A 3,467-nucleotide genomic window follows, 5' to 3' on the forward strand; every position below is an offset into this window, starting at 1 on the left:
GGGCAATTTCAATCGGCTTATTAGTTAAAAGCACTACCCGTTTATTTTTTTGCTTTAAAACTTTTAAAAGTTCTCTGATTCCTGCATAAAGATGAGTTTTTAAGACAGGATTTGAGTGATAAAGATTGAAATAATAATTAAAAACTAACTCAAACTGTTTCTGATTGTATTCAGTTTCAAGATTAAACCGTTTTTTTGTAGAACGACAGAGCGCACGAAAAACAAGTTTTTTTGCTCCATCCCCAGTAAACGAAATCAGCTCTTTTGTATCAAGCTGCCAGTAACCGAATTTTTTAAGAGAAGCGTTAACGCAGTCAGCAATGTCTTCCCCAGAATCAATAATAGTACCGTCACAGTCAAAGACATACACCTCAATAGCCATACAGAGATTTTAATAAAATTCTGTAAAATTAACAATTCTTTTATCAGTATTATTGAAAACTTCCCTTGCCTGATTGAAATTCGTAACTTATAATGATTTCAGACACCTGCACAACTGGCAGAAGGAGGTGCTTATGAAAAATCTAATAAAGTTTTTTATCTGTTGTTTTATTTTTTATTCAGTGCCTGTTTTATCTCTTTCAGCTGACACAGTCAAATCTCTTAAATTTTCTGCAAAGACCAGAACCGAAAAAGTCGTAATCAATATGGATGCTAAGCAGAAATTAGTGGAATACTTAACCCCTTCTAGAAATTACAGCTACACCATACTCGATTACGACTACAAAGCAAATACTGATGATTACGGGTACATCTTCAAAGGCACACTTGTTGATACTATGCGCAATACAGCAACAGAAATCAGAATTTATTCAAACGGTTCATTCACCGATATGCGCATTGGAAACCGGCAGGTTGTTTTTAATCATATCGAAGAATTTGAAGTTGAATAAAACCGTATGCATACCGGACAGCTGTTTTTATGTCAGACAATCAGAACCGCTTCACCATGTTTCTGCGCACATCATAAGTTATCGGTTAAAGATAATGAAAAAAACGTTATAAAGACAAAAAAATCCCCGGCCACACATTTCTGCACAGCCGGGGCTACCAGCGCTAACGCTTTGATTATTTTAGCCGATTTCTCCGTTCAAAGCCTTTGTTGTGCGGATTTCCTTTCCGTCAGCAAGGAGCTTTTTGCCAGCAATCTGCACTACACCGTCTTTCGCTTCAATTGAAACAGAGAAGAACTCATCCCCTGAAATCTCAGGCTTTTTGCTGGCATTTACATCACTTCCTTCAAGAACGACTTTTGTGCCGGGAGCAGCCCAGCCTGCATCGAGAACTTCTACGCACTCTTTGCCGTTTTCGTCTTTATAGTCGCCTGCCAGAAGCATACCGTAGCTTTCAACGCCGCGCATTTTTCGTGGAGCAAGGTTTGAAGCAATTACGACATGCTTTCCGAGAAGTTCTTCTTCTTTGAGGTACATCCTGAGACCTGACTGAATTGTGCGTGGCTTTCCGCTTCCGTCGTCCATTGTTTCAATGTAAAGCTTTTCTCCGTCAGGGTTCGGCTTAATGTCAACGATTTTTGCAACGCGAAGTTCGATATTTGCGTTAAAGAAATCAATCTGCTGTTCTGGTGTGAGAGCCGGCTTTTCCTCTTTTGGTTCAGCCTTTTTTTCTTTTTTCTGCTTCGATTTAGATTTTTCGTCCTTTTTCTCGTCCTGTTTTCCTGCGAATTTTGCACGGAAGGCTTCCATTGCCTTGTTGTCAAGCGGCGTGAAGTAAACAGAAGTTTCTGAAATTGTGTCGAGGCCTTCCATTTTGCCCAAATCTTCCCATGTAAGGCTTCCGTCTTTGCCTTCGATTCCGTAATGAGCGTCGTAGATTGTGTGGCCGAGGTAGCCTGCAACAACCTGTGAATATTTCGGCAGGTACGGCTGAATCATAATCATAAGGTCTTTGATTACATAAGCAAGGTTGTAGAGAACATTGTCTGCCACTTCTTTGTTTGTTTTTACAGCCTTCCATGGTTCTGCAGCCTGGAATGCCTTGTTACAGATGTCAGAAATTGCAAAAATCTCGTGGAATGCATCTTTGAGCTCTGCCCATTCAAGATATTCTGTAGCCTTCTTTTCGTGCCCCAGAACCTGAGCCCACAAAACTTCATCTTTTTTACCTGCAGGGATTTTTCCGCCGTAGTTTTTGTTGATGAAAAGCAGTGTTCGGTTTACGAGGTTTCCAAGGTTTCCGATGAGCTCCTTGTTGTATTTTTCCTGGAAGTCCTTCCATGTGAACTGATAGTCCTGATTTTCCGGGCGGTTGTAGTAGATGTAGAACCGCCATGCGTCGCTAGGAATTCCTGACTCTTTGGCGTCGCTTCCGAATACACCTACACCCTTAGATTTTGAGAATTTTCCGTCTTCGTAGTTTAAAAATTCTGTTGAAGACATGTGATAGAGTTTTGTGTAATCGCGGCCTGTTCCGATTTCTGAACACGGGAATACAACTGTATGGAACGGAATGTTGTCCTTTCCGATGAACTGGAAGAGTTTGAGTTCTCCGTCCATTTTTTCGGCAGATTCTGAAGGGAGCCACCATTTTTTCCAGTCGAAAGTTTCTTTGCCGCCTGCTTTCATTTCGTCTGCAAGCTGTTTTGTAATTGACATGTAGCCGATCGGTGCATTGAACCAGACATAGAAAACTTTGTTCTCGTAGCCAGCTTTTGGAACAGGAATTCCCCATTTAAGGTCACGTGTGATTGCGCGCTCGTTAAGACCGTCTCGGATCCATGCCTTTGTCATCTGGATTGCGTTTGCGCTCCATTTTCCTTCTACACTAGCCTTTTCCATCCAGCTTTCAAGTTTTGGAGCGATTGAAGGAAGGTCGATGTAAAGATGTTTTGTCTCGCGTACTTCCGGGGTTGAACCGCATGTGTGACATCTTGGCGCAAGAAGCTGAGTCGGGTCAAGTAAAGTGCCGCATGAATCGCACTGGTCTCCACGTGCGTCAGTAGCACCGCATTTCGGGCAGGTTCCGTCTACATAGCGGTCAGCAAGGAACATAGAACACTTCGGACAGAAAAGCTGCTTTGAAGTGTGTTCTTTGATAAATCCGTTTTTGTCGAGGTCGTTGAAGATGCTCTGAGTGATTTCAGTACATTCTTCGTTTGAAGTGCGTCCGAATTTATCAAAAGCTATGTCGAACCACTCGTAAATGTCTTTATGGATCGCGTAGTAATAGTCGCAGAGCTCTCGCGGAGTCTTTTTTTCCTGCAGAGCCTTTGTTTCGGTTGCAGTGCCGTATTCGTCAGTACCGCAGACATACATAGTCTCATATCCGCGTGAACGGCAGAAGCGTGCGAATACATCAGCGGAAAGCATCTGAATCAGGTTTCCGAGATGAGGAATATTGTTTACATAAGGCAAAGCCGAAGTGATAAGTCGTTTTTCTTTAAGTTTAATGTTCTTCATAGGAAGAAATTATAGTGAAAAACGGGGAATTATACAATTATATAAAAAAGG

3 protein-coding genes are annotated in these 3,467 nt (G+C 41.9%); 1 reads left to right on the top strand and 2 read right to left on the bottom strand.

The features are described from left to right. A partial coding sequence (locus ACKI5B_RS09020; RefSeq protein WP_407427948.1) for an HAD family hydrolase occupies nt 1–382 on the bottom strand: 382 nt, incomplete at its 3' end. Nucleotides 383–515: 133 nt separating this feature from the next. Between ACKI5B_RS09020 and ACKI5B_RS09025 the strand changes: the two genes are divergently transcribed. Further along, nucleotides 516–893 carry a hypothetical protein gene (locus ACKI5B_RS09025; protein WP_407427950.1) on the top strand — a complete coding sequence of 126 codons (378 nt, stop codon included), beginning with the start codon at nt 516–518 and terminating at the stop codon, nt 891–893. A 180-nt stretch (nt 894–1,073) separates the two neighbouring features. Here ACKI5B_RS09025 and metG read toward each other — a convergent pair whose 3' ends face one another. Then, on the bottom strand, nt 1,074–3,416 hold the full coding sequence (gene metG, locus ACKI5B_RS09030; protein WP_407427951.1) for a methionine--tRNA ligase: 2,343 nt from the start codon (nt 3,414–3,416) through the stop codon (nt 1,074–1,076). Nucleotides 3,417–3,467 lie beyond the last annotated feature (51 nt).

Origin of the sequence: Treponema sp., assembly GCF_045657965.1 — a bacterium.
GTDB lineage: Bacteria > Spirochaetota > Spirochaetia > Treponematales > Treponemataceae > Treponema_D.